This window comes from Paraglaciecola sp., assembly GCF_051252315.1.
Classification (GTDB): Bacteria; Pseudomonadota; Gammaproteobacteria; order Enterobacterales; family Alteromonadaceae; genus Paraglaciecola.
This window is the reverse complement of record NZ_JBPOFP010000012.1, coordinates 44,215-70,401: the sequence shown is the minus strand read 5'-3', so window position 1 is coordinate 70,401 and position 26,187 is coordinate 44,215. Positions and strand designations below refer to the sequence as shown.

Here is a 26,187-nt window from a genome sequence, read left to right as displayed (position 1 = left end):
ATTCTATACACCAGTAACATGAGCGACTTAGTATTGCTCACAATGGATAGAGTAAAAATATTTGTCCAAAGCTGTATTCAAAATGGGCAAGCAGAATACGACGAAGAACTATTTTCTCAGCTAGTTACCCAAATTAAACGTATTACGCCCGACAATTCAGATAAACATGAACGATTGTTAGGTGAAGCAGTTTTGTTATTAGATCCAAGTTTAGACTTAGGGTTAGATGATGATAACGATACAGCTGATTCGCCATCTGAAGCTCCGGCCAGTATTGCTACAACCGGTATACCCAAATCTACAACAGAACAAGAACGAATAGATTTAGTATTTTTTAGAGAGTTAATGAAGCCCATCGAAAAACGTTCTATGTATTGGGAAGGTCGTGGAGACAGAATTGCTAAATTAGCCGGCTACATTAATAAAATTGCTGGTTCACCTGTTAATGAAGTTCAATTAGCGGTTGCTTGTTACATGCATGATTTTGGCATGGCGTTTATGCCAATTGAAATACTGCATAAACAAGAAAAATTAGCCGACAATGAGTTTAACTTAATGCGTTCTCATGTATACAAAAGTGCCCGCTTATTAGAAAATTTGAATCAATGGAATGAAGCCAGAAAAATAGTTATGCAGCACCACGAACGTATAGATGGTTCAGGGTATCCATTGGGCATTAAAGAAGCTGATATTTGTGATGGGGCAAAACTACTTGCCATATTGGATACATTTGACGCCATCACACATGCTAGAGCCCATGAAGGGCATAATCAACGCCCTAAGAAAAAAGCAGTGATTGAAATCAATCGTATCGCCAAAGGACAATTTTGTACCAAATGGATGCGAGCGTTCAACACAGGCATGGCAGCGGTATTAACTAAATAACCCGACAACAAATCCAACGCCGCCAGGCACAAAAAGAGCGTTATCGAGAGGCTCGGCCTATCCCGAGCTTAGGTTATTTAGTAAACAACAACATGGTTTCAATATGTGCGGTTTGTGGAAACATGTCCATCATGCCAGCGCGGTCAACTTTGTATCTATGTTCTAGCAGGTATTCTGCATCACGAGCTAAGGTTGCCGCATCACAAGAGACATATAAAATTTGTTTTGGTTTTAATTTAACTAGACTAGGTAAAAACTCATACGCTCCTGCTCTTGGTGGATCCAATAACACTTTGGTCACCCCTAACCCACTAATCTCTTTATGCGCTGTTTGGGTTAAATCTGCGGCGATAAAAGATAAATTAGTCAATTGATTGGATTCGGCGTTTAACCTACCGGCCTCAACCATACTCGCTTGCACTTCAACCCCAACCACCTGTTTAGCACGTTTGGCCAAAGGCAATGAAAAATTCCCCACGCCACAAAACAAATCTAAGATAACGTCGTCTTGAGCAGGCGCTAACCAAGCTAGAGCTTGTTCTACCATTTTAGTATTCATGGCAGCGTTAACTTGAATAAAGTCCTGTGGGTGATAACTCAAGCTTAACCCATCAACTTGGTAGTCCCGTTTTGCAGATTGAGACACCTGGGCTCGACTTTCGTTCTGGTGTTGCCAATAGAGCTCTAGCTTATTTTGCTGTGCCCATAACTGCCATTTTGTTTGATTATCAGAATTCAAATTATCAGTAAGACGAAACAACACAGACACACCTTTGTCATCTTCCAATAACTCAATATGGCCTAGTTTGGCAGCAATTGGATCTTCCATTTCCCCTATCTTAAACGCTGACTTTAACGCCTTAAAAGTTTGCTGTAATAACGGAGTAAGCACTATGCAATTATCGATAGAAACGATTTGTTGGCTCGATTGTCCACGAAAACCTAACAACAATTTACCTTCCACAACTCGCACAGAAAGTCGCGCTCGTCGACGATATTCAAAGGCAGAATCCGCTAGTGTGGTTATCTGCTCTGGCGAACACACTTTTCGAAGTTGCCCTTGTAACCAAGACATCTTGGAAACTCTTTGTTGTTCTACGCTTAAATGCTGAAAGCTACAACCTCCACATTCGTCGTAGTGAGGACAAGGAGGGCTGACTCTATGTTCACTAATTTGTTCAATTTCAACTAACTTAGCTTCGTCATATCGACGATTAGACTTAACCACATGTGCTTTGACCGTTTCGTTAGGTAAAGCTCCGGCGATAAAAGTAACCTTTCCATCAGCACGTGCTACGCCTTTTGCTTCATGGGTGAGGCCATCAATATGAAATGATCTTACAGGCCCAATTGGCTGAGACACCTTTTTACGGCGAGATTTGTTGTTAACGCGACTAGAAGAGCCGGATTGATTATAAGATATAGAACGTTTTCTCAATGGGTTTCTATTTGGGTAATAGGTTTGAGAAGCATTATATCATTTCATTGGAAAAATAATCACAGTTGGGATTAGCTCATTTCTATTGAAAATAATGGCCCCCACTGTGATTTATACCAATTCCATACTTAAATTAACGTTTGATCTTAATTTGTTGATTAACCTTAGAAATAGTCTGTCTGGATTGACTACCATCAGACCAAGTCACTTGCACTTTAACCGGTTGTTTACACTGACCTAAACCAACATGCAGCAATGGATTAAAACTCAAAGAATAGTTGGCTCCTGTTGCTCCAATTCGTTGGGTTTGTGTATTGTCACAGGCGGTAACACTTACACTAGCGCCTAAGGCAGAAGGTTGGCTACTCACATACTCACTAAAATCCAAGGTGACATAATCACCAACAGATTCAGCAGTATTTTTAAACAAATGCCATTTGCCTCTTTCATTACCAATCACCAAATCTACTAAACCATCAAGGTTGTAATCGATAGGCTGAATACTCATACCTATAGCACCTAACTCAGGTGTAGTGACCCCATGGTTTTGCGATAGCTTGAATCCCTTACCTGTATTTAAATATACGGTAGACGTATTTTCACTGACTAAGTTTCCTCTATGGCGTACGACTAAATCTTGGTAACCATTGTTGTCTAGATCTGCCACAGCCAAACCTGTTGAGTGTTGTTTAGCTAACAAACCTTGTTTAGCAGTCACATCAACAAATTTACCTCGGCGGTTTTCTAATAACACATCGGCTAACCCAGGTTTATGTTCTGAAGCTTTATAGGACAAAACACCATGCACAATCCCGGTAGATGGAGACCACATATCACCCGCTATGCGCCATTGACGATTTCCCACATAACCAACGTAAGTCCCTTTTTTATCCATGGTTTCAGCAAAACCTAAAGCGTCACTGTTTAATAATCGAATGTCTCTGCCTGAATGGTTTTCACCAGGAAAGGCATAATCATATGCCGACTCACCTACGTATAAATCTTTGTTAGGCCATTGTGATTGTAGGTTCTCGACATTTAAGATATCGCCCACAGTTAGACCTGGAAAATCGAATTTCCCTCTTTTAGTAAAGAATCCCCAGGTTTTAGTTTCTTGCTCATAAAAAGTTTCACCGGCATAAAATTCTTCACCACGTGTTACAAATAAGTCCATGTCGCCGTCATTGTCATAGTCAATTTCTGCCACTCCAGTCACATGTTTAATGTTAGGTAATACAGAGCGAGTTACATCCTTAAAGCTCAAATCGCCATTGCCTAAGTAAGCCTTAGCTGAACCGTGACCATATACCACCATGTCTGGAATATTGTCTTGATTAAAATCTGTGATTAAGGTTTTTTGGCCATTTTGTTGAGAAGGGGCAATAGTACTCTCTAACACCATTTGACCTTCGCCATTGTTTTTATAGATGTAGTTTTCACTTTGGCCTTTTTTCTCTTTGGAAGGAAAAGCGAAGTTAAGTAAATCTAAATCACCGTCTTTGTCTAAATCAACAAACTTAACAGTACGCCCGCGCATCAGCTCTAAAGGCACAACAAAATTAGCCAAAGGTGTAAATTTTCGATCTTTACTTACTGAAATTATTTTTGAGTTTCGAGCATTAGCACCTGAACCACCGCCACGAGACACAATAATATCCAGCTGGCCATCTTGGTTAAAATCACCTACAGATATGCCATGCATGTCACCCATGATAATGTCGTAAGGAAAACTAAATTTACCTTTGTTATTCCACATCACGCGCATGGCAAAACCATGGTCGTTTAATAACAAATCTGGGTAGCCATCTTGGTCTAGATCAGCAACGACAGCGGTATCCCATTGACGCAAGTTTTTCTCTTCTCGCTTAAAATCAGCAAAGGCTTCAACAAACGAAGGTGAATACGCTTGACCCTCGTTTTTAGAACTAGAAGAATTAACCATGCAACTGGTAAAGAAACCTAGGGTTAATACTGCCGATGAAATAACTGACAGTTTAAAACGTGCCATAAGAAAAACTCCTAAAAGTTGCCAACAGAATTGGTCTAATTAATCTGATGAATAGTTACTTGGGTTTGCTTGCTGTCACGCTTTTGATTTTGAAACCCGGCACGCTGCAAAAAAAAGATGCTAGTACTTTTTGGCTTCGCACCTTGGCATTACCACACCCGAACTAGGGTTTGGGTGTGACCTTATTATTATCTGTTTTGCGATCGGCCAAAGGTTTGCGATAGATATCCATTCGCTCAATATCATAGTTTTCAAACTTACGTTTTAATAACCAACGGGGTCTTTCTAAAGTCGATTCCCAAGCAAATATTTTTTTGAACATATCACGCACTAACGCTGGCTGTTCACTGGCCATGTTGTGTACTTCTTGAATGTCACTGGTGATGTGATACAACTCGGCTGGGCGGTCTGGAAACCGGATCAATTTCCAATCACCCATACGTAAAGCAGCACGTGTATCTTTTTTCCAATATAACTCTTGGTGCGGACGACCGGTTTTTGAACCATTCAAATAAGGCAACAAGTCCACGCCATCAAGGTTGGAAATGGGGGTTAAATCGCCACCCGCTGCGGCAAAAAAGGTAGGTAATAAATCTAAGGTACTTACTGGATAGGGATAAGTCTCACCGGCTTTCACTTTGCCAGGCCACTTAATCACGTAAGGTACACGTACTCCGCCTTCAAGATGGTTCGACTTAGAGCCACTTAACGGTGCATTATCAGACGCATTTTTATCAGTCGGGCCACCATTGTCATTGGTAAACACGACTATGGTATTGTCGGCAACGCCTAACTCGGTGAGTTTATCCATAATTGCTCCAGACGCTCGGTCTAGAGCTAACGTCATAGCTGCAACGGTTTTTCTATGGCCTTTTAACTTCGGAAATTTAGCCAAATCCGCAGGATCTGCTTCCATAGGCGTATGCACAGCATTAAATGACATGAAAGCAAAAAAAGGTTTGTCTTGTTTAACTTGACGTTCCATAAAATTATTCGCTTCGGCAGCCAACACATCGGTTAAATAACCTTGATGTTCTTGCATCTGACCAAAACCACGCTCTAGCCAATCCAACTGGTGAGCAGGTTTTTTGCCATCCTCGTAAGGGTAATAACTACGAGCACCGCCTCTAAATCCATAAAACTCATCAAAGCCACGTTTGGTAGGATGAAATTTATCCGCTCCACCCACGTGCCACTTACCATAAAAAGCCGTGGCATAACCTTGTTGTTGTAGGTAATCACCTATGGTGGCTTGGTCAACAGGTATACCCATGTCATAACCATCTGCCGCAGAGTTATCACTCATGTAACCCGGCACGTTATTTTCTTCAAAACCAAAACGTTGTTGATAGCGCCCTGTAATCAGTCCAGCCCGTGAAGGACCACATGTAGGATCAGACACATAACCTTGTTCAAACCTCACACCTTGAGCAGCGAGTTTATCTAAGTTTGGCGTTATCATGACCTGACTGCCTTGAAAACCAAAATCAGCAAACCCAGCATCGTCTGAAAACAACAATACAATATTAGGCTTTTTGGCTCCTTGAGCAGACAGTGACAACAATAATATTGTAGCCACTGAAAAACATTTAAAAAGCGTATTAAAAGATAAGTTCATCACAGCACCTTTAACTAATCGTTAACTAAAATCGACACACGTTTATTAGTGAAGTATTCGCTCATACTGTATTTAGAACAGTCTTTACCCACACCACTTTGTTTTAATCCACCGTGTGGTAATTGCACCGAATAATGCACTTCGTTAACACACACACTGCCAGCTTGAATGTCTGAGGCTGCTTGTAAACCACGCTTTAAGTTAGTGGTATAAACGTATGCACTTAAGCCATATTCACAATCATTGGCAAGGGCAATAATGTCGTCTTGATCAGAAAAAGGAATAACGGCTAACACTGGACCAAAAATTTCATCACTGACAATCTCCATATCGAGATCCACATTTGACAAAATAGTCGGTTCCATAAAGAAACCATCTGGATGAGATGCGGGAATACAGCCCCCCATTTCTATTTTAGCCCCAGCGGCAACCGCTGCATCAACCCGAGCTAAAATGCTTGCTCGTTCTTTCTCACTGCTTAGTGGTCCCATGATGCGACCTTCAGCACGACCAACGGCTAAGGTTAAACCTTGAGCGTGCGTTTTTGCTGTAGCAATAAATTCGTCGTATACAGATTCATGTACAAAACAACGATTAGGAGACACACACACTTGGCCTGAATTAGCGTATTTTAAATCAACTATATTGGTCGCAGCTTTATTTACATCAGCGTCGTCATAAACAATAACAGGTGCGTTACCGCCTAATTCAACTGAGAAATGTTTCACACTTGTGCAAGCTGTTTGCATGCAGTACACACCAGACGCTGTGGAGCCAATCATAGTGAACATAGATGGAATATCACTGGTTAATAAGGGATTTGTCACATCGTAGTCATCACTTGAAATGACATTGATCACGCCTGCCGGAAAACCGACTTGAGAGGCGAGTGAGGCGCATAATAGTGTTGCAAGAGGTGTCACTTGCGAAGGTTTAACGATAGCGCTACAACCTGAAGCCAAAGCAGGACCTAGCTTGTAACCTAAGTTAAGTAACGGGAAGTTCCACGCTAAATAACTCACCACCACACCTAGTGATTGGCGTTGTATGTAGTGATGGAAACGTCCGTCGGGATCAACAATGACCGGCTGTTCAATACGTTTAGCTTCTTCGACGAAATATTTTAAACAGGTAATTAACATGCCAAAGTCGTATTCGGCATTGTCTAAAGGTTTACCGGTTTCAGCAATCAACAAATCAATAATTTGATCTTTGTTTTTCTCCAATAATGTCGAGTATTCCATGATCAAAGATTCGCGATCATTCAGCGACATTTTAGACCAGACATCAAAACCTGATTTTGCCCCTACTAATACATCGTTAACTTGTTCTGGAGACATGTCGGGTACGTTAGCCAGAACTTTTCCAGTGGCTGGATTGAGTACCTCAAAGGTTTTAGGTGAACTCACCAGCTCACCATTGATCAACATTTTATATTCTGTATTCATTATTTAGTTTCCGTCGCACATACGTCATAATCTTTCAAAGCATCCAGGTCAATTTGTACGCCAAGACCCGGCGCGGTGGGCACTATGGCTTCACCATTTTTAACTTCAACTTCAACTGAATACAAATTGTCTCTCAGTTGATTTTCTGTTCTATCGTATTCTAAGAATAACTTTTGTTCTTCAGCTCGGCCTGGCTCTGCATAACCCGTAGCTAAAAAGTGAGTTGCCGCTGCTAAGTTTAGCTGTGTTCCCCAAACATGTGGGATCATGTTCAAACCATTAGCAGAAGCTATTGCACGAATTTTTAACGCTTCGCTGGGCCCACCACAATAGGCTAAATCTGCTTGAACCAATTGCACTCCGCCCGCTTCAATCAATTTTTGAAAGCCGTAACGCGTTTGTTCACATTCACCGGTAGCAATTGGTACATTGGTTTTTTCATGCAATTGGCGGAATAAATTAGGATGTTCAGGAGAAAGAGGTTCTTCAAACCATGCGTAATTATTGTCTTCTAAGACCTTAGCTATACGAATTGCTTCTGGTAAATCGAAAGCGTGGTTAGAATCAGCCGCCAGTATGGTATTGGGTAACGCTTTGCGTAAGGCCACAATGAATTTTTCATCAAAGTCAGGGTTTTTACCCACTTTGATTTTCATCGCTTTAAACCCTTCATTGGCATACGCCACACCTTCTTCAACGAGTGCAGGTAATAATTCATCTTCTGGTAAATCTTGATAATACATACCGGTAGCATAACAAGGCACCTTGTCACGCAGCTGGCCACCCATTAATTGACTAACACTTAACCCTAATGCTTTACCTTTTAGATCCCATAAAGCCATATCAATACCCGACATGCCGGACATCATCACACCAGAACGTGCAAAATCTAAAGACGAACGCCACATGTGATGCCAGATCATATCGGTAGACAAAGCATCTAAACCAATAATTCTTGGAGCATAGAATTTTTCAACAGCTGCTTGGATAACATCTGCCGGGCCATAACATTCGCCCCACCCAGATACACCATTATCTGCGATAACTTCAATCGCTAATACATTGCGCTGATCATATGACCACTGAGAAAAACCAAAAGGTTTGTCTAAATGACAACGAAGATGATGTGTTTTAATACATTCTATTTTCATATTTAATTCGACCTAATTAGTGGTACAAAACCTAACATTCTGTGTAGCACTTTAAATTTATACCACCAATATAAACATATGATGTTTAATAAAGCAATGTTTTTCCGACCAAATTGTTAACAATACTGATTATTGCTATTGATCAAAAAACGCCCCAATGTGCGTTACTTAACCTGAACTCAGGATACTTAAGGTGACTCTTTGACAATAAGCTCAAAATGTTTGCCTTGTTTTTTACTTAAGGGAACTGAGTTCTCTTTCGTCGACAAATAAACCACCCACGCATATTTGCTAGCTGGAAAATCATCGGTCATATTGCTAAGCGGCACATTGACTTCACCTGTTTTATTTACTGGAAATTTAAGCGCACCAAACTCTTTCCAATTTCCGCTGTCTAGCAATTTGATATGCAAATCTCTTGGTTCGGTAATATCGTATTTTACTTTTAACGCAATACTTTCATTACCCACAACTGTTTTAGGAAAAGTGACTTTTCTAACTTTATCTTCTTTACTAAACACCGATTTTTTTGGTGTTGTTGCTTGATTCATTACCACTAAGTTACGGCGAGTTGGCTCGGTAATACGATCAGCCCAACCTTTCCTGCGCGGAGCTAAATAAGTATCAACGCGGTATTTACCTGGTTCTAAATTATCTATGGGCACTTCAAAGTGAAACTTGCCTGATTGCTTAATTCGTTTTTGCGTCTTTTTGACGGTTTTCCAACCATTCAGATTAACCACTGCTACATGTAACTCACGAGTTTTACTGACTTGAACTTCAACCTGGACGACAGGCACTTCTTCAAATCCAATTTTGTCTTGAACAACCAATTCGATAATTTTGTCTTCATTAGCCAAAGCCGATTTGGACAAAAGTAAAACCGCGACAATGACAAAAACAAAGGACTTTAATAACTTCATTGGGCTTACCTCTTTTTAAACAAAAAAGGTCTGCAATTGCAGACCTTTTAATACAAGCTCAAATATTGAAAGCCTTATTTTTCAATTACAGCTAGATCTTCTAATAAGATTTCGTCGCCGTCTGCAAACCCACCTTCAAAATGGAAGTTATACTTAATCGGCTGAGGCAACCCAGTCCAATCTTCTGGAATAGTGAATTCTCCTAATTCAACCAACTGCCATTCAGTAGTGTTTACTAAGGTTTTAGTCAATTGCATGTTGAATGGTGCATTTCGACGCCCCCAGCTGTTGTATTCAGGAATACTGTGATAAGTCGCATCATCAGCGGTTTTCCATGGAAACATAAAGTTAGTGATGGTTCTATCTTGCCCTTCTTCACTTAAGGTACTTAACTTCACCCAGACTGAAAATTCAAAAGTTTTACCTATGGCTGTAGGTCTACCAAAATTACTGGCTGTCCAGCTACCTGTGCTTGAATTCCAGCGCTGCAATAACGTGCCAATACCACCATTTGCAGGTACATCAGCCCCGCCATTGTCAGCATCAACAACGGTTATCTTCATTGCATTAGAACCACCAAACCCTTCACCTAACGCTGGGGAAACTGTGCTCATACTGCCAGTTGGTATCCATCGGGTTGAATTATTGGCAGAACTAACCTTGATATGAATACCATTGATCATAGTGTCACTTTCGAAGCCATGACTAAAATCATAAGGAGTGGCATCAGCAGGGTTTTCAGTATCACAGGCGATGTTATTCACAACCGTGACATCAACCGTTTTCCCATCAATATCACCAGCTGCAACGCCAGCCGTGTATCCTGAACCGTATGCCGCAGTTAATGTTGCAGTATCACCCTCATTTGCAGGAGCTAAAATAGCTGTACCGCCAAATCCTCTTGATACTTCTTGTTCAACTGCGATGGCACCATCCGATGACGTCCAATCATAAGTGTAATCTCCAGTGAATGATTCACCTTCTATATGCAATGTTGGCTCTACCACAAGTCCTGTGCGAACACACTCAGGAATAGACTTGGTACCGGTCAAGGCACCTAACTCGTCCATATCACCATTTGTAATATCAAGAGTAAACCCAGCGGTCACCGTTACATCAGCAGTTTCGCTATGACCACCATCAACACTTGTCGCTGTGATAGTTGTTGTGCCACGAGCAACACCCGTCACCAAACCAGTATCAGCATCTACTGTCGCCACAGAAGTGTCTGCTACTGAATAAGTAATAGCGCTATTACAAGCATACACAGGTGCTGTTTGTGCAACAGCGGCGACTGAGCCGCCAGCCGGTACGCTTACATTTGCAATAGCAACTGTAGTAACAGGGTCAGTAGCAGCATCAATTTGCAACTGCAACGTACGACGGGGAATTTCAGTTCCCGGAGCGTAGTTATAACCATTATTGATTTCATAAGAAATGGTGTAGACCACAGTATTTGGGAAGTCTGAGTTACCGTCAGGTGTTGGAGCACCATCAGCCGTTTGGGGACCTCCACGTACATCTGTGTTATCGCAAAAACGTAAGCTTTCCGAAAATTTATCCGTATCAACCACTAAAGTACGTCCATCTTCTGCCAGCCAAAACGGGGATACTTTAGCACTTGATACTAAACTTGAATTTGAATCTGTTTCTGGGGTGATAAAGTTTTGATCCGCAGCAAACTCCATTTGAGTAATTCTGATTGTGCCAGCAAAGTCAGTGGCGTTTGCTCCACCTATTTGAACACCGTCAACCAAATTAACGCTTTGTATACCTGAATCTTCCGTTAATGTTGCCGTAAAGGATTCACCTTGGGTAATCTCTACAGGGTTAGAAGCGTTAATTTCAGGGTCATACCCTTTTTCAACATCTGAACAAGCGCTAAGTGCAGTTATGACTGCACCTGCGACTGCCGTTTTCAATAGTAAGTTGTGTTTCATCTTACTTCTCCAATTTTTAATAAGGAGCAGTGTTTCCACTGCTCAATTTAATGCTAAAACTTAAAATAACTAATTAGGCTGAATTAGAAGGTGCCTCGAATACCTATACGGTACTGACGCCCCGACTTAAATGCTGCTACTGTACGAGAGGACACAACACTTTCGTTTTGTGCATCACCTTCATCCAGTACAACCGTCTGGTCATTGTTATCTAACGCATTGGTTGCGTTATCAAAGGTGTAGAAATGACGACGCGTATCATCGGTTAAGTTGATAGCATTAAAGGTTAAACTGATGTTCTTAGTTAATTTATAGCTTGAGCTTAAATCCAAGCGATTGGTTTCGTCTTGCCAAATTACACCACCTTGGATCCCTGAGTTCACAACTTGAACACCGTTATATCTGTGTGCAAGTCTTACCATATAGTCATCCTTTTCCCAGAATACGGTTACGTTACCTGAGTGTTTAGGGGTAAATGGCATAGCTATGCCTTGCTGGAAGTTGCCAGTGGTACCAATTTCTTCCGCATCACGCTCTGATTCTTGATAGGTGTAGTTAAGGCTAGCGCCCAAGCCTGGCAAGAAATCGTAATTATCGGTGTAGGAGAACTCTGCACCGGTTACACTCGATCCCTGACCATTTTTCACAACGTTAATATTAGCGACATCACATTGGATGCTCCATTCGGATACCCAACCAGCAGGATAACGCTCTGCGTGACAGCCATCTTCAGAGCCATCTGGCGTACGATTAGGATCGAACTCTAATAACAAATCGGCACTTTGCAGCTCATAATCCGTTTTACGATCTTTATAGTGGAAAGGCGTGCTGACGGTTTCTTCAAAGTTTTTCATATCTTTGTTGAATAACGCCAATGACACCATACCGTCTTCACTGAAGTACCACTCAAAAGAGGTATCTAAGTTAGTCGACTCCAAGAATTCAAGACCGGTATTACCAGCCGTTCCGTTTGCAGGATCCCAAGGACCACCTTCGTTAATTTGTGTACGCGGATTCAGTGAATCATAGTTTGGTCGGGTCATGGTTTTACTTGAAGCAAAACGGACAATAAACTCATCGTTTACAGCGTAGTTAATATTAATGCTCGGTAACAAAGCTTCAACCTTGGCCGTGTTAGTTACAAAACCAATACGTTGCCATACTTTATCACCATGAATATCATACAAGTCGGTACCATCCACATTCGTTGTCCAGGTACTTGTATGACGGCTAACAAAAGGGCTAACTGGGCGAATACCCGCGTTAGTGAAACCAAAACGTAACCACTGGTTAGCAGCGGTTGGAACAACATTGCCGCTGGCATCAATCACTGGCATGTCTTCAATTGCAAGTGATCTATTTATGGTCGTTGGGCGGCCATTGTCATCAAAATTCATCCAAACAATACGGTTTGCTTGAGGGTCAGATAAATCTGCCGGTAAGGTACTGGTTGTCGCATCAAAGGCACCAGCTCCCCTCCAAGGGCTACCATTTAACTGTGTTAAAGGCATATTGTTAAAGTTGTATGCGGTTGCCACTTGCCATGCATAACAATCTTGGAATTCATCAGCATTTGCTGGGGAATTACGCCAGTCCAAATTACCGTTTGTGCCTAGGTTTTGCCAAACAGGTTCTGGGCAAGCAGGATTATTTTCATCGGTTAAGTTACGTTCAACCAACAACTCATATGGATCAACAATCCAAGGTTGGCGCATGTAGTTGATGCCGCCTACACCAGTGGCTTGTCTTGCGTCTTCAACGTAACGAACACCAATGTTACCTGTTAACGCGCCATCTAAAGCTTCAAAATTCACTTTTAAATATACAGCTTTAGTGTCCACTTCTATTTTACGGGTTTGGCCAATATCCACACGAGGATTAAAGTCACCCGCATTCTCACCAGTGATAAGGGAAAGTGCCTTTTCATGGCTCAACATAGGCCAACCGTTAAAGAAGGGGGTGCTGCGATCCGACTGAATGTCTTCACCAAAATTATCGTAAGGAAATGCTTCTCCAGACAATATATCTATGACATTGATGTCAGCGAAGCCTCTCGGTCCTTCAGTATTTGCACTGCCATCGTCTTCATCTGACGTGGCAATACCGTTCGCATTTTCAATACGAACATTACTAATTTGAATATCTCTTAAACGTTCAGCGTATTTACCACCAAACTCAATTGAGGTGATGTAGTCACTGTCTAGTGAGTATTCAAAGTCTAAGAATAAAGACTTGTTCTCATCTAACGATTTGTTATTTCGGAAAGTAAAACCGCCAAGGTGGTTATGCTGCAGATCATAAGGGTTGAAACGGCTACGTACATCAATGGCTGAACCGTCTAAAGCATCAAATACACCAACAGTAGACCCAGTTAGATAACTACAATCTGCCAAACTGCCTCTAGTACAGTCGTATCCGACTTTCTCATAATCTTCCACAGGCATACCCATGACAACATCTTTACCCGCAGTTCCCCACTGAGCAGTGTTCATGACCACATTTTGGTTATCACCGCCGTCTGGTGTTTCGTCTGTTGTTTTAGAGTATCCGGCAATAAAATTCATACTTAAATTATCGGTAATGTCATAATCAACAGTAAATGACACAACATCAGTATCAATTTCTCTAAGACCAGATTGGCGGTTAAATACGCCGGTAAAACGACGACCTGTCATCTTTTCAACTGTATTAGTCGACAAGTCAATAACGTGTTCGTCAGTTTCCGGTACCAATGAGGCAATGTCAGTCAGGTTTAAACGTAAACCTTGATTATCGGTATGTAAGTCCTGTTGAGTTTTAGTAATATCAAGCTGGATATCTAAAGTGTCAGTTGGACGCCACTGAAAACCAGTACTAATTGACGTACGTTTACGTTCATTGGTATTTAAGTTAAACCCTACAAAATCCCTTGCTCCGGCCCATAAGTCACCATAATGTAATGTTTGACCTTCTGGCATACTTTCAGGATTTAAACCTGCTGGAATATCATATAGTGCTTTACCGTTTCCATCGTAAATGACTTGGTTTGCAAGGTCGCCAATGAGTGAGCCAGAATCGTCTAAATAAGTTACGGAGTTACCGTTTTGGTCAAATACATCACCAGTTGTACTAGCGTTAATACGTTGGAAAGGCGCGATACGAATTTGGTTGCCATTCAAGTCTGTGGCATTACGTGAACCTGAACCCCAGTCATCAAACTGCCAAGCTCCGCTTGCAAAATCAGTGTTGATACGGTCTGAACGTGTTTTTTGATTATCATGTGACGCGGTGATTATGAAACCAAAAGAATCATCGAACAACTTATGTGAAAAACTTCCCACTAAACGACTATCTTGTTCATCAGAAAATTCATTGACGCGCTGTTCCACGGTGAAGGAGCGTCTATTGGAATTTAATCCAAGAGGTTTCACAGATCTTAATTGAACGCTGCCACCCAGTGAGCCCTCATCTTGATCAGCTGAAGCTGTTTTAACCACATCAATTGAAGACAAAATATCAGCAGAGAAAGTACTTAAATCAACACTATTGTCTTGAGAGCCTGTATCGCTACTTAGGCCTCCTGTCAAAGCTACACCATTCATTGAAATTTGGTTCATTGCTGGGTTAGTACCACGAATAGAGATACGTGTACCTTCACCATCTGACTCTTGTACAGAAATACCTGTTACACGAGATAGTGCGTCAGCAATGTTTTGATCTGTTGATTTACCCACGTCTTCAGCGTGGATTGAGTCTGATACCGATTCAGCAAAACGTTTTGCGTTAATTGCTTTTTGTAAACTGGTTTTAAATCCAGAAACTTCGATAATTTCAATATCATCTGTCGCTTCTGGAGCAGATGCATTGGATTGCGAGGCAACTTCTTGAGCCATTAATGGCAAAGCCATACATGACGCAATCACACCCGCTGATATTGCATTTAGTTTAAAGTTGTACTTCATGTGGTCTCTCCACGTTCAAATCATTTGTCTTGGTATTCGGTGTAGTTAATCCCGTATACCTATAATTCCGCCTAAGCGGCGTCTGTGTTTTTGTGTTTACGAACTTCAAATAATAGGAAAATGTTCAAAGCTTAGTTTCTAAATTAAGGATCAACATTAAAGATCCGTTAAGTTAAACATTGATTTCCCGATTAATTAAATCAATATAAACATATGATGTTTGCATTTGCAATACTTTAATAACAGAGATTTAACATAAATAATTTCTATTAGTGCAATTTAAGTCTCTTTGGTGCAAAAAAACACCCACAACTGAGAGTTATTAAAGAGTATGGATCGGGTAGTGTTTTAGGAGTAAAACCAAATACAGTAAATAATTGGTAGCAGTATATGAAATAAAAAAGCAGCCTATAAGGCTGCTTCATTTGCAGGTTTAATTTAGAGATTATTTAATTTTGCTGCTCTAAACTAAAGGTTTCGTGGTACCTAGGCATGGCTTTTTCTCGCCATTGAGTCCCCTCTTTATGAATATGGAACCATTTGGGTTGCACATTACTCCAACTCCACACTTCCATTTCAGCCACCATTTCTCGCACTAAGAAGGGGTGTTTAGCTGCCAAATTAAACTTTTCAGCTGGATCTTTATCAACATCAAATAACTGCCATTCTTTGTCTCGTTTTATTATTTTCCAGTTGTCTTGACGAGCAGCCGCTTCAGAAAAACCATATCGATGACGTACTGCATAGATCATTTCACCGGGTCTAGGACTGGTGTTTTCCACTAGGCTATTAAAAATATCCTTACCATCTAGTTTTTTAATTTTTGGAATGTCAGCATGGGCCAAACTAGAGAATGTTGGATATAGGTCTAAAGTTGAAACTGGGTGGCTAAACACTTGGCCCGCTGGGATTTTTTGCGGCCAATGGAAAAACATAGGGGTTCGGTAACCGCCTTCTAATACGTCTCCTTTGCGGCCACTTAGCGGTGAGTTATCAGCGCCAGTCTTAGGCTTACCACCATTATCACTGAAAAACACGATTAATGTATTGTCGTACTGTCCCGTCGCCTTGAGTGATTCAACCATACGTTTAACACCACGATCTACGGCGTACACCATTCCTGCATAGGTTTTACGCTTCTTATCTTTAATTTCTGGAAACTGCGCCATATCCTCAGCTTTGGCCTGCATAGGTGTATGAGGCGCATTGTAAGCAACATATAAAAAGAAAGGATTGGCTTTATCCTCTCCGGCTTTTTGAATAAAATTAACAGCTTCTCGGGATAAGCCATCTGTCACGTATTCTGTTTCTTGCACCTCTTTGCCATTTCTTTCTAATGGTCGCAAATAGCCGAATATAGCGTGATCGAGCCCTTGCTTTTTTTGCCTTGCATAGGCTGGAACAAACTTTTCTGGGAAATAATCATGGCCACCATTTAAGAAGCCATAAAACTCATCAAATCCGCGATTATTTGGATGATAATCTGACTCTTCACCTAAATGCCATTTGCCTATGGCGCCAGTATAATATCCAGAATCCTGTAGTACTTTACTGATATAGGTTTCTTCAATAGGAATGCCTAAACCACCAGAGCGACTTACTCTAGGTAAATTAAATTGAGAGCCAAATTTATGAGGATACCGGCCTGTCATAATACCTGCGCGACTTGGCCCACAGAATGGGTGAGCATTGTAAGCAGACTTAACGATAGTTCCGTTAGCAGCCAACTCATCTAGATTTGGCGTTTTGATATCAGTACTGCCATTAAAGCCAACATCGGCATATCCCATATCATCGGTTAAAATCACCAATATATTGGGCCTTTCTGCAGGTTTGCTAACACATGCTGCGCTGGCCAAGAGCACCGACAAGGCACATACAGATTTAATTAACGTTTGTTTAATCATGTTCATATTTCCAAATATACTAGTGTGCTTGTTTAGGTTGTTTGTCTGTTAAATAGGCTTTTGCATGATGGTTTAACATTTTTAGTGAGGGATCTTCCACTCTAGCTAACTCAGATTTGAGTAAAGCCACCATTTCAGCTTTCTGCTTTTTGTAAGCCTTATCTTTTATTAAGTTAGTTATCTCTAACGGATCTTTTGTCAGGTCGTAAAATTCATCTCGGTTGTCGCCTGGATTCCATACAAATTTATACTCTGGCGTACGAATAGCACGAATACCAAACCAAGAACCGTTGTACCATTCGTAGGCATAAAGTGCTGCATCAGGCTGTCCATCTTCGGCCTTATCACCTTGTTCCATTAGTGGTTTAAGAGTATGCCCATCTACGTCACCATCACTTTTTAATGCCATTAATTCAGCCAGTGTCGGTGTGATATCCAGCATAGACACCTGACGATTAATTGTTTTAGGTGCCACTTGTGGATTACGGATCAATAAAGGCATACGCATCAACTCGTCATAGGCATAAGGACCTTTGTCATATAAACCATGCTCGCCCAACATACTGCCTTGATCGCCGACTAACACTATATGTAAATCGTCATAGACCCCTGCTTCTTTAGCGGTATTAATTAGGTCACCTATAATTCGATCTACCATAGCGATTGCACCGTAATAAAATGCACGTGATTTACGCCAATCCATATCACTCATGTGACCTACATCATGCCAAGGCCACCAAATTCCATCTTGAGCTAACGGTTTATTCACACGTTTGGCCAAATGGTTACCCGGCAATTCTAAGCTGGCTGGGTCATACATGCTGGCATATGGCTCAGGAACGCGATAAGCAGGATGAGGTTGATTAAAACTTACGATGCCAAAAAATGGACGATCATCTTGTGCCATTTTTTTGATCATAGCTTGACCATGCACCACTTTTTTATAAGCGTTGGTGTCTTGGTAGGTGCCATCTAGTGTACGAAAATATTCGTGTTTTTCGTTGCCCTTGTCTAACTTGCCTTGGTAATACCCTTCCACTTGTGGAATTTTTGCGTAAGGCGTATACACACGGCTAAAACGTTCACGTGGCTCATGTCCATGCCCCAAATCAATTTCTGCTCCGCGCATTTCTGTGCCACGGGCACCAAGATGCCATTTACCAACATGACCGACTAGATAACCAGCATCAGATGCTCTGCGGATCAGTCCGCCTTCTTTTGGATCAAGCTCTGCGATACGCGTGTGGTACAACTCAACATTGTCGTCTAATCCTGTTTTATGTCCCCAGCGTCCCGTGTACATTGCTGCACGAGAAGGTGAACATAAACCTGTTGTGGTCATTGCATTATTAAAACGTACTGACTCAGCGGCTAAGGCATCAATGTTGGGCGTATTAACAGGACCACCTCGATACGAAAAGGTGTCAAAACGCATATCATCAAACATTAAAACCAATACATTAGGCTTTTTGTTTAACACTTGCTTTGGACTTGTCACCTGAGCATTACAAGCCAGTTGGCTCAGTAAGCATAATGATACGAAAGAGCCTTTTAATAATTTTGAAACCATGTTGTACGCCTCAATTCTAATTAACCACTATTTTTTATTATGGTACATATACGTGTTTAGGTTGATACCTTAAGCCTAAATACAAATGACCGTTATCAATCTACCTATGGCACTTGATCCCACCAGATAACACCTATTTAAACATATGATGTTTATGAATTACAACAAAAATTACAACCAGAATCACAACAAATCTCAAACGATGCTTTAACATCAGCCACCAAAGGAATGATTGCACGCAGAGTAAAAGCATTTTGCAATCATCGTTACTAAGCAATTACCTACTAGCCATGTTGAAGTGGAATTATTTGAAAGTAAAAACGAGATTAAACAAAAATGTATTCTTGTCATACGTTATCTATTAACTTATAGACACTGTGAGTCGTAAATCAGCAAATTGTAAACAATGTACAATTTTTAAGGTACACTCATTTCATGAGTGTATTAGCTAAGAATTAATGTCCTTGGTGAATAACGTTATTAAATCTAAAGAGAAGATCATGGGTAAAGAAATACAAAAGGTTGTCATTTTAGGTGGTGGAACAGCTGGCTGGATGGCAGCAGCTGTTTTATCTAAATCTTTGACTAAGTTAGATATTACTTTAGTCGAGTCAGATGAAATTGGCACTATTGGGGTAGGTGAAGCGACGATACCGAGTCTACATTTCTTTAATGATTTATTAGGTTGTAACTCCTCAAATTTTGTAAAAAACACCTCAGGTAGTTTTAAGTTAGGCATTCAATTCGAAAACTGGCAGAAAAAAGATCACAGTTACTTCCATGCATTTGGCACAACAGGTTTTGGCATGTGGGCTGCTGGTTTTCATGAGTACTGGAGTCGAGGAAAAACCTTAGGTATTAGCAAACCATTCAGTGACTATAATCTTGAAGCTAAAGCAGCTGAAATGCATAAGTTTGCCCATGACGATAAAGGCCTGAACTTTGCGTACCATATAGATGCCAGTTTATATGCAAAAATGCTTAAACAAGAAGCAATCAAAAATGGTGTCACCAGAGTCGAAGGCAAAGTTGAGAAAGTTAATTGCCAGAACGACAAGGGATATATTTCGTCACTAGAGCTACAAAATGGCACTGTGGTAACGGGTGACTTTTTTGTGGATTGTTCTGGTTTTAAAGGTTTATTAATCAATGAAACCCTAAAAACGCCTTTTGTTGACCTATCTCACTGGTTGCCTATGGATTCAGCCATTACCGTTCAAACAGAACTCACTGAAGATCCAGCGCCTTTTACCAGGTCTATCGCACATCATGCAGGCTGGCAGTGGAGGATCCCTCTGCAGCACCGCATGGGCAACGGTATTGTTTATTCCAGCCAATATATGTCTGATGATGAAGCTGAAGAAATTTTGCAATCAAGTGTTGAAGGAAAAAGCCTGACCCCCACCCGAAAAATCAAATTTAAAACGGGCTATAGAGAAAAACTTTGGAATAAAAACTGTGTAGCATTAGGTTTAGCCAGTGGGTTTATTGAACCGCTTGAATCAACTGCAATTCATATTATCCAGCAAGGCATTATGCAACTGGTTAAATATTTCCCTACGTATGGTATCAACGATCTAGAAGTAGCCGAATATAACGACTATATGACCAACGATTACAACGAAATCAAAGATTTCATTATCTTACATTATTGCCAAACAGAACGAGAAGATTCAGATTTTTGGAAGTTTTGTAAAAATATGCAAATCCCAAGTTCACTTCGCAGAAGAATGGATTTGTTTCAGAAAACCGGGCGTTTTGTACAAAACAAGAACGAGATATTTGTCGACTCTTGGTTACAAGTGATGATTGGTCAAGGTTTGATCCCAGAACAACACCACCCATTAGCAGACGAGTTACCTGAAAAAGAATTAAAAGAGTTCTTAGACAATATAGAAAACGACATAAATGCGAAGGTCAATCAATTGCCTAGTCATGCAGAATACCTCAAAAAAATAAGCTGACTTTTTTAAGCTTGTATATGAACTTGTAAATAAAGCCTGTTTGATAAAGCAGGCTTACTTAGTAACGTAAGCCAGCCCAACCCATTCCAAATAAGAATGAGTTAAATTCTACTTTTTCGCTGTATAAGCTCTATACATACTGTTAAATTTGCCGCCATCGGTATATTCACAGTTAATGGGAAAAGAATGGAATTATCTTTAGAAGTCTTAGCTTTATTATTTCTCGTTGCTGCCATTGCTGGATGGGTAGACTCAATTGCCGGTGGTGGCGGTTTAATTACGGTACCCGCTTTACTTGCCGCAGGAATTCCACCAGCACAAACACTTGCCACCAATAAGTTACAAGGAGCTTTTGCCAGTTTCTCGTCTAGTTTATATTTCATAAAAAATGGCTTAGTGAGTATTAGTAAGATGCGCGTGGCCATTGGTTTTACTTTTATTGGTTCGGCATGTGCATCTTTGTTGATTCAATTCATAGATAATCAAGCACTCAAAGGGCTTATCCCAATATTACTATTGGCCATCTCAGCGTATTTTATTTTTGCTCCTCCTATGACCAATCAAACCGGCAAAGCAAAAATATCTGAAGCTTGTTTCGCTTTGGTATTTGGCACGGGTATTGGTTTTTACGATGGTTTCTTTGGCCCGGGCGCTGGCGCTCTGTATATGGTGGCTTATGTCACTATGATGCGCATGAGTATTGTGCATGCAACCGCACACACTAAAGTGCTGAACTTCACCTCAAATATTGGTGCACTTTGTATGTTCATTATTGCTGACTTGATCCTTTGGAAAGTGGGGATTGTTATGGCAATCGGCAGTTTTATTGGTGCTCAAGTAGGTGCCAGAATGGTCATCACTAAAGGACAAAAAATGATCCGCCCCATGGTTATCACTATATCTTCGATTATGGCGTTAAAGCTAGCTGCGGAACATTATCTGCAAATAGATTTATTAAATTTTTAACTCTTTTTGATTGATAACTTGTTGAGCGATATTATGAGTATAGACAGAGCGGCAAAATAGCTAGGGTATTATGAATAGAGATTGAAACGATCCCAACTGTAAGATTCTAAAATGTCATACACGTACTACGTGGCAGCCTTATTAGACCCAAACGCCATTGGTAGCTACCTTTAATTTTGTAAGGTGATTTTTGCAATCTGATTTCCACGACCATCACTGACTACAAGAGTATTACCCCCTTGAGATAAGAATACGGCCTTTGGTTCGGATTTAGACGATATTATGACTCTATCTAAGGGCACTTCATATGGCTGATTAAATTTAAACACTTCAATCATACACGGGTACAAGTTTTTGCAATGCTTCGACGCTGATATGTATGGCTTTCTATTCAAAGTGGCCCACTCCGCACGTCCATTAAGGTATCGAGTTCTTGGCCAAAAAACAGATATGTCCCACTTATTATCAGAGCTCCAAACTTCATTGCCTTTTACAAAAATAAAAGGCTTCCGGTAGTTCACACTTTTAACAACATTCGTATAGGTTGGATGTTCATATTTAACTTGGCTTCGTTCTATTCGTGTAGTTTGGTCAATAGTTAGAGTCTCTAGCTTGGTAATGTTTTTAAGTTTACTTGCTAACCATTTTTCTTCATTTATATGGGAGTAGCCAACATGAATAACAATTTTTGCACTCGGATCTTTATCAAATACCTTTTCTTTAATGGTCAGCGCCGAGTGAGTTTCACGTTCATCAGTAGTGTTCATTACGCTTGGTTTGTGTTGATCATATGAAACGACTTCAAAACCTATTTCCTTTGCTTTTAACACTAGGTTTGCATGCAAAGCTTCATCTGTGTAATACCCTACCTGGGAAGTAATAAAACCTTTATCAATTTGTTCTGAAGACATGGGGGTTAACGTCTCTGCAGCGAAATAACGATATCCTTGTTTCCACAAGCCTTGGAGTAGCCTATAAGTTAACACTCGGTGTTGTGCAATATCATGGGCTTCATTTACCATAACAATTTGATGATTTTTGGCGCGCTCTAAAATTTCTACAACAGCGTCTTTTTCTTGATAGCCGGTTAAATTCTCAAAGCCTGAAGTGTCGATTTCAACTGTTGCATCTCTAGCAATTAATGTTTTTCTATGTGAACCAGCAAAAGAGTACACAGCACTAAGCTCTTGCATGATTAAATCTAAAACAATGGGGTTGTTAGAATACTCTTTCGCAAAGTTTTCAATAAATAAAATTTTCTCAACTAAACTTTTGTCTTTCGTCTGTTCTTTTATTTGATTATCTATTTTCACAGCTTCTATAAGAACCTGTTTCAGATCGACCTTTTCTGCGAACACAAAAGCAGAAGTAAGAAGACAAAATAGTATTATTTTTTTCAAGTTAAATCCTTTTATTCGAAATATAATGATCAATGAAATGACACGTTTATTAACACGCAAAACATAAGCGTAACTTAAATATTTTTAGTCCACGGTGTAATAAAGTCGTTAAGCATTTTTACACCGCAGATCAATAACTATGGGCGACAGTGAAAACTAATAGCGTGACCGAAACAAAACTGGCTACCTGTACGACTCATGGTCGACTCTTGCGCCAACACTAATAAGGTCTCGATTCCCTCTAATAACATTTTGACTATTTCGTTGAATATTTGGAATAAATGTAACAAAGTTACTTTGAGTTGAATACCTTACATGTTTTATTTACCCTGAACTTGCTTTTAAATAATACATTATAAAGACACCACATCTTTTAAAACAGTAATCAGCTTAATTCGCTCTTTTTGCAAAGAGTTTAAGGTATCTAATTGAATGCGTTGCAGTATAGCTTTGTCTCGTACACTGCTGCGAAGTACGGAACTATCAAGTAAAGCGTCATTTGTGCTTACAATATTCATTCCTACAAATTTTATTGACGCAGAAATTTTTGGTGTAATAACCTTAGACATGCCCTGTGAATAATTGGTTTGCTTAATCGCCTCTAAATACGCATTTTCAAATTTTAGAATAGCCTTTTGTAAGGGTTTTGATGCTACTAAATCTAACTTTCCGTCATCCACCATTCGACGAAGTGATACAGGCCTAAAAGTTTTTCCCCAAAAACTAAAAAGCGCAAAAAGGCTCTGGCCAAACTGTTTTCGTTGTTCTTGATCCCACGAATCTTGTGTTAATAGCTGACTCGTTAAAAAACTTTTATCAAGAGTGCCTTGTATCCCCTTTAACTCTTCAAGGTAATCCTTTTCATTTTGCACCAGTTCTTCATATAAAAATTGAAGATGATACTTTTCTTCTTCTTTGTCTAAACGAGACTGATTCCAATCTGCCGCTTGCAAGCCAACAAAAATACCTATGACCACCACCAAAAAATCTAAAACAACACCTAACCAATTTTGGGCTTTAACATTGCGAGTAAATTTAGTAAAAATCATCGTAAATCATCCTTGTGTAAGAAACCCTAAAAATTAATAGTCTTAATAAAGTACCTAATTACATGAAATATTCAAATCAGAAGTTTAAGGCTAACTACAATAAGGCTCAATTCAATTGAACCTTATTGTTATTCCATCCTGCATTAAGTTGTTGCAGTAAGTTTGCCACTACCTTTGGATGTTGTGCAGCGATATTCACTGTTTCGTTTGGATCCGTATGATGATCAAACAGCTCAACAAACAAGGGGACTTTGGTCACATCCCGAGTATCTTTCCACGCCACTAACCTATGTTGTTGAGTTCGCATTGAATACCCCATTAAATGGTGCTCAAATAATTCTCTGTCCCATTTGTCACCTTGCTGGTTTTGAATTCTTGATTCAACATTTTCGATTAAGGGACCAAAATAGGTTTCGCGCATACCTTTACGTAATGGGAAAGCTCCCCACTCTCTTAGCGCTGGCGAAGGAAATTGACTAAAGGCTGCTTGTTTCCAAGGAAGGTCTGGCTGAGTTAATAAAGGAACTAAGCTCAGGCCTTCTAGATGACTTGGCACATCAAGCCCGGCAAGTTCAGATAAAGTAGGATACATATCCACTAGCTCCACTAACGCTTCACTCACTGAGCCTTTTTGGGATTTTGTCATGTCTGGAGTCGATAGAATAAGTGGCACACGTGTAGCAATATCGTAGTTACTGGCTTTACCCCAAATGCCCATTTCGCCAAGATGATACCCATGGTCACTCCACAACATGACTATGGTATTGTCTAAAACACCCGCCTCTTCAAACGCTTGCATTATCTTGCCTATCTGAGCGTCTATATAACTTACACTAGCTAGGTAAGAATGTTTTAGCTCCACAGCTAGATCGTCTGGAATGGGCCCAGCGTTTGGTACATTTGAAAAAGTACGCATTTCAAAAGAGGCATGTAAACCCATAGCGGCACCACCTTTTGGCCCTTCAGTTTGAGCAGATAATTCGATTTGAGCAGGGTCGTACAAATCCCAATATTTTTTCGGAGCAACCCAAGGTAAATGTGGCTTGTTCATACCAAAACCGAAGAAAATTGGCTTATCATCTTTTTTGGCTAACAATTCTTTCAAAGTCGCTATGGCTAATTCAGTGTTATATCCGTCTTCATAGGCTGTATCTGCTACTTCTGCTTTTTCAAAAGCAGGACCACTACCTAAACCAAATTTGGCTTGTTCCCCATATTTAGCAAACATCTCTTTGCGTTGTTTGGTTTGTAAATCCATATTAGATTGCAACGCATAACGACTTGGTTTTTTAATATGGCTGATTTTGTCGTAGGCCGCAGGGTAATTCCAAGATACGTCCGCATCTTTATCACCGTGATGAAATATTTTTCCGACGTGTGTTGCCACATAACCATTATCCATAAAGTGTTGCGGTATGGTTTTCACGTCTTTGAGTTTATGACGAAACTTCACGTAGTTATGTGTCACGCCTAATGTATCAGGCCTCAAACCTGTCATAGTGCTGGCGCGAGACGGACCACAAATAGCCTGTTGTGCATGGGCATTCAAAAAACGTACACCATTGTGGGCAATTTCATCGATATTTGGAGTGACGGCTATGCCCGAATTATAACTGGCTAACTCTGGACGAAAATCGTCAATGGAAATAAACAAAATATGCGGCTTTTTAGCCGAGCTACTAGACTGAATATTGTTTTCAACGGATTGCTGTTTATCCTGACTACTATTTTCACCAGTACATGAAATCAACAAAGCCGTAGCTACGCTTAAAATGATTCTTTGCATAAATACACCTAAATTCAACTTACACTCAAATAATTAACAATATTAAAACACATACGGAACAAAATTGCTATATTAGAAATTTAAACTATTTTGAATTTATAATTTATTTAGGATTAGGTTAAGGCCAGTTCCCTCCAAACTTTAATCAATGTTCAAAAAAAAGCTCTATCACTAGGATAGAGCTTTTACTTAG

The 26,187-nt window shown here is 40.3% G+C and carries 16 protein-coding genes; 3 read left to right on the top strand and 13 right to left on the bottom strand.

Annotated elements, in window-relative coordinates; translation table 11 throughout:
• The coding region (locus ACSHXM_RS04045; RefSeq protein ID WP_435687447.1) for an HD-GYP domain-containing protein at positions 1–885 on the top strand (885 nt) is incomplete at its 5' end.
• A gap of 73 nt (positions 886–958) precedes the next feature.
• Here the strand turns inward: ACSHXM_RS04045 and rlmD are convergent.
• From rlmD to ACSHXM_RS03995, 10 genes are all read right to left on the bottom strand, one after another.
• Complete coding sequence (rlmD, locus tag ACSHXM_RS04040; protein ID WP_435687446.1) at positions 959–2,323, bottom strand: 23S rRNA (uracil(1939)-C(5))-methyltransferase RlmD; 1,365 nt, start codon at positions 2,321–2,323, stop codon at positions 959–961.
• A 133-nt stretch (positions 2,324–2,456) separates the two neighbouring features.
• A complete protein-coding gene (locus tag ACSHXM_RS04035) occupies positions 2,457–4,331 on the bottom strand; it encodes a CRTAC1 family protein (RefSeq protein WP_435687445.1) in 1,875 nt (624 codons plus the stop codon).
• Positions 4,332–4,494: 163 nt separating this feature from the next.
• Positions 4,495–5,949 carry a sulfatase-like hydrolase/transferase gene (locus tag ACSHXM_RS04030; protein ID WP_435687444.1) on the bottom strand — a complete coding sequence of 485 codons (1,455 nt, stop codon included), beginning with the start codon at positions 5,947–5,949 and terminating at the stop codon, positions 4,495–4,497.
• 14 nt (positions 5,950–5,963) lie between these two features.
• A complete protein-coding gene (locus ACSHXM_RS04025) occupies positions 5,964–7,397 on the bottom strand; it encodes an aldehyde dehydrogenase family protein (RefSeq protein WP_435687443.1) in 1,434 nt (477 codons plus the stop codon).
• Complete coding sequence (locus ACSHXM_RS04020; RefSeq protein ID WP_435687442.1) at positions 7,397–8,548, bottom strand: mandelate racemase/muconate lactonizing enzyme family protein; 1,152 nt, start codon at positions 8,546–8,548, stop codon at positions 7,397–7,399. The genes ACSHXM_RS04025 and ACSHXM_RS04020 overlap by 1 nt, the downstream gene beginning before the upstream one ends.
• A 188-nt stretch (positions 8,549–8,736) precedes the next feature.
• Positions 8,737–9,471 carry a hypothetical protein gene (locus ACSHXM_RS04015; protein ID WP_435687441.1) on the bottom strand — a complete coding sequence of 245 codons (735 nt, stop codon included), beginning with the start codon at positions 9,469–9,471 and terminating at the stop codon, positions 8,737–8,739.
• Between the two features lie 74 nt (positions 9,472–9,545).
• Positions 9,546–11,411 (bottom strand): Ig-like domain-containing protein, encoded by a 1,866-nt coding sequence (locus tag ACSHXM_RS04010; RefSeq protein WP_435687440.1) that lies wholly within the window; start codon positions 11,409–11,411, stop codon positions 9,546–9,548.
• Between the two features lie 83 nt (positions 11,412–11,494).
• Entirely contained in the window at positions 11,495–15,352 is a 3,858-nt protein-coding gene (locus ACSHXM_RS04005; protein WP_435687439.1) for a TonB-dependent receptor domain-containing protein, read from the bottom strand.
• A gap of 449 nt (positions 15,353–15,801) precedes the next feature.
• Positions 15,802–17,259: a sulfatase-like hydrolase/transferase gene (locus ACSHXM_RS04000; RefSeq protein ID WP_435687438.1), complete on the bottom strand. Its 1,458-nt coding sequence runs from the start codon at positions 17,257–17,259 to the stop codon at positions 15,802–15,804.
• Positions 17,260–17,278: 19 nt separating this feature from the next.
• Positions 17,279–18,829, bottom strand: a complete 1,551-nt coding sequence (locus ACSHXM_RS03995) for a sulfatase-like hydrolase/transferase (protein WP_435687437.1) — start codon at positions 18,827–18,829, stop codon at positions 17,279–17,281.
• Positions 18,830–19,329: 500 nt separating this feature from the next.
• Between ACSHXM_RS03995 and ACSHXM_RS03990 the strand changes: the two genes are divergently transcribed.
• Together ACSHXM_RS03990 and ACSHXM_RS03985 are read left to right on the top strand one after the other, a co-directional pair.
• Positions 19,330–20,793, top strand: a complete 1,464-nt coding sequence (locus tag ACSHXM_RS03990; RefSeq protein WP_435687436.1) for a tryptophan halogenase family protein — start codon at positions 19,330–19,332, stop codon at positions 20,791–20,793.
• A gap of 186 nt (positions 20,794–20,979) precedes the next feature.
• Positions 20,980–21,759 carry a TSUP family transporter gene (locus ACSHXM_RS03985; RefSeq protein ID WP_435687435.1) on the top strand — a complete coding sequence of 260 codons (780 nt, stop codon included), beginning with the start codon at positions 20,980–20,982 and terminating at the stop codon, positions 21,757–21,759.
• A gap of 170 nt (positions 21,760–21,929) precedes the next feature.
• On the opposite strand, the gene ACSHXM_RS03980 is transcribed toward ACSHXM_RS03985, so the two are convergent.
• The 3 genes from ACSHXM_RS03980 to ACSHXM_RS03970 form a co-directional block, all read right to left on the bottom strand.
• On the bottom strand, positions 21,930–23,159 hold the full coding sequence (locus ACSHXM_RS03980) for a hypothetical protein (RefSeq protein ID WP_435687434.1): 1,230 nt from the start codon (positions 23,157–23,159) through the stop codon (positions 21,930–21,932).
• 353 nt (positions 23,160–23,512) lie between these two features.
• Positions 23,513–24,208, bottom strand: a complete 696-nt coding sequence (locus tag ACSHXM_RS03975; RefSeq protein ID WP_435687433.1) for a hypothetical protein — start codon at positions 24,206–24,208, stop codon at positions 23,513–23,515.
• Between the two features lie 106 nt (positions 24,209–24,314).
• A complete protein-coding gene (locus tag ACSHXM_RS03970; RefSeq protein WP_435687432.1) occupies positions 24,315–25,994 on the bottom strand; it encodes a sulfatase in 1,680 nt (559 codons plus the stop codon).
• Between the last annotated feature and the right edge of the window lie 193 nt (positions 25,995–26,187).

Bases quoted from the DNA above. Each gene is read 5' to 3' on its own strand.
- ACSHXM_RS04030 (WP_435687444.1), bottom strand. From the start codon at position 5,949: ATGAACTTATCTTTTAATACGCTTTTTAAATGTTTTTCAGTGGCTACA.
- ACSHXM_RS04035 (WP_435687445.1), bottom strand. From the start codon at position 4,331: ATGGCACGTTTTAAACTGTCAGTTATTTCATCGGCAGTATTAACCCTA.
- ACSHXM_RS03970 (WP_435687432.1), bottom strand. From the start codon at position 25,994: ATGCAAAGAATCATTTTAAGCGTAGCTACGGCTTTGTTGATTTCATGT.
- ACSHXM_RS04000 (WP_435687438.1), bottom strand. From the start codon at position 17,259: ATGATTAAACAAACGTTAATTAAATCTGTATGTGCCTTGTCGGTGCTC.
- ACSHXM_RS04015 (WP_435687441.1), bottom strand. From the start codon at position 9,471: ATGAAGTTATTAAAGTCCTTTGTTTTTGTCATTGTCGCGGTTTTACTT.
- ACSHXM_RS04025 (WP_435687443.1), bottom strand. From the start codon at position 7,397: ATGAATACAGAATATAAAATGTTGATCAATGGTGAGCTGGTGAGTTCA.
- ACSHXM_RS04005 (WP_435687439.1), bottom strand. From the start codon at position 15,352: ATGAAGTACAACTTTAAACTAAATGCAATATCAGCGGGTGTGATTGCG.
- ACSHXM_RS03975 (WP_435687433.1), bottom strand. From the start codon at position 24,208: ATGATTTTTACTAAATTTACTCGCAATGTTAAAGCCCAAAATTGGTTA.
- ACSHXM_RS04020 (WP_435687442.1), bottom strand. From the start codon at position 8,548: ATGAAAATAGAATGTATTAAAACACATCATCTTCGTTGTCATTTAGAC.
- ACSHXM_RS04010 (WP_435687440.1), bottom strand. From the start codon at position 11,411: ATGAAACACAACTTACTATTGAAAACGGCAGTCGCAGGTGCAGTCATA.
- ACSHXM_RS03985 (WP_435687435.1), top strand. From the start codon at position 20,980: ATGGAATTATCTTTAGAAGTCTTAGCTTTATTATTTCTCGTTGCTGCC.
- ACSHXM_RS03990 (WP_435687436.1), top strand. From the start codon at position 19,330: ATGGGTAAAGAAATACAAAAGGTTGTCATTTTAGGTGGTGGAACAGCT.
- ACSHXM_RS03995 (WP_435687437.1), bottom strand. From the start codon at position 18,829: ATGGTTTCAAAATTATTAAAAGGCTCTTTCGTATCATTATGCTTACTG.